1 protein-coding gene and 1 pseudogene are annotated in these 1492 nt (G+C 65.7%); one reads left to right on the top strand and one right to left on the bottom strand.

Annotated elements, in window-relative coordinates; all coding sequences use genetic code 11:
* Positions 1 to 101 (top strand): annotated as a pseudogene (locus ABZ749_RS35040) (methyltransferase type 12); the annotation flags it as partial.
* On the opposite strand, the gene chvE reads toward ABZ749_RS35040, so the two are convergent.
* A complete protein-coding gene (gene chvE, locus ABZ749_RS35035) occupies positions 91 to 1197 on the bottom strand; it encodes a multiple monosaccharide ABC transporter substrate-binding protein (protein WP_357235674.1) in 1107 nt (368 codons plus the stop codon). The pseudogene ABZ749_RS35040 and the gene chvE overlap by 11 nt on opposite strands.
* Positions 1198 to 1492 lie beyond the last annotated feature (295 nt).

Genomic DNA, 1492 nt, shown 5'->3' with positions numbered 1-1492 from the left:
TGGCCGTGCCGTACCTCGGCGACGACCCGATCGAGATCGGCAGCGGTCTCGGTGACTACGCGCTGGAATGGTCCGAGCGGCTGCCACGGTTCACCAGTAGCCGGAGTCGATCAGCGTCGCCTTGATGTCGTCCTTGTAGACGGTTGCGATCGGCAGCAGGTACGCCGGGACGACCTTGACACCATTGTTGTACGTCTTGGTGTCGTTGGCCTGCGGCTCCTTCTTCTGCAGGAAGGCCTCGGCCGCGTTCACGGCCTGCTCGGCCAGCAGCCGGGTGTCCTTGAAGACCGTGGAGCTCTGCACGCCGTCGTTGATCAGCTTGATCGAGGCGATCTCCGCGTCCTGGCCGGTCACCACGGGGAGCTTCTTCGCGCCCTTGCCGTAGCCGGCGTTCTGCAGGGCGGTGATGATGCCGCGGGAGATGCCGTCGTACGGGGAGAGCACCCCGTCGACCTTCGAGCCGTCGTTGTAGCTGGAGGTCAGCAGGTTCTCCATCCGCTTCTGCGCGGTCTCCTGCTGCCACCGCAGGATGGCTACCTGCTCGGGGGTGGTCTGCTTGGACTTGACGACCAGCGTCCCGTCCTCGATGAACGGCTTCAGCGTGTCCATCGCCCCGCCGAAGAAGTACTGGGTGTTGTTGTCATCCAGCGACCCGGCGAAGAGCTCGACGTTCAGTGGCCCCTTGGCGGTGCCCTTCGAGCCGTCCTTGTTCAGCAGGCCGAGACCGACGAGCAGCGCGGTGCCCTGGGCGACGCCGACCTTGTAGTTGTCGAAGCTGACGTAGAAGTCGACGTCCTTGCTGCCACGAATCAGCCGGTCGTAGGAGATGACCGGGATCTTCGCGGCCGCGGCGGCCTGCAGCTGGCTGCTGAGGGCGGTGCCGTCGATCGCCGCGAGCACCAGAACATCGGCACCCTGGGTGATCATCTGGTCGACCTGCTGCGACTGCGTGGGGATGTCGTCGCCGGCGTACTGGAGGTCGACCTTGTAGCCCTTGGCCTCCAGCTTCGATTTCACCGCGTTGCCGTCGGCGATCCACCGCTCCGACGTCTGGGTCGGCATCGAAACACCGATGGTCAGGTCGCTCGGCTTCTCGTCGCCGGACTTCTCACCGCTGCCCGCACCCCCGCCGCTGCACGCCGCCAAACTCAGCGCGAGTGCCGCGCCGCCGAGAGCAACCAGGAATTTCCTGCCCACGGGCTTCTCCTCTCTGGACTCCCCCGCCGACTGCCGGGGCCCACTGTCATCTTTCGGGTAGTGTTAGCGCTCACATAGATTGCGTCAACACCAGATCCGAAATACCGGTGTCACGGTCTCGTAACGGTCCAGCAGTCGTACGTGGTCGCCGGCGAGTCGGTGCCGCTGCCCACCCTCGACGAGTCACGGGCCGACACGGTCTTCACGAACGTCTCGATCAGCGGTGCCCGGAAGTGCACCAGGACCCGCACGTCTCCAACACCGGGCGCCCCGGTCGCGGCTACCGGCTACGCCC

The organism is Micromonospora sp. NPDC047753, from assembly GCF_040642735.1.
Classification (GTDB): Bacteria; Actinomycetota; Actinomycetes; order Mycobacteriales; family Micromonosporaceae; genus Micromonospora.
The sequence above is the reverse complement of the archived record's forward strand: the minus strand, read 5'-3'. Positions and strand labels throughout refer to the sequence as shown.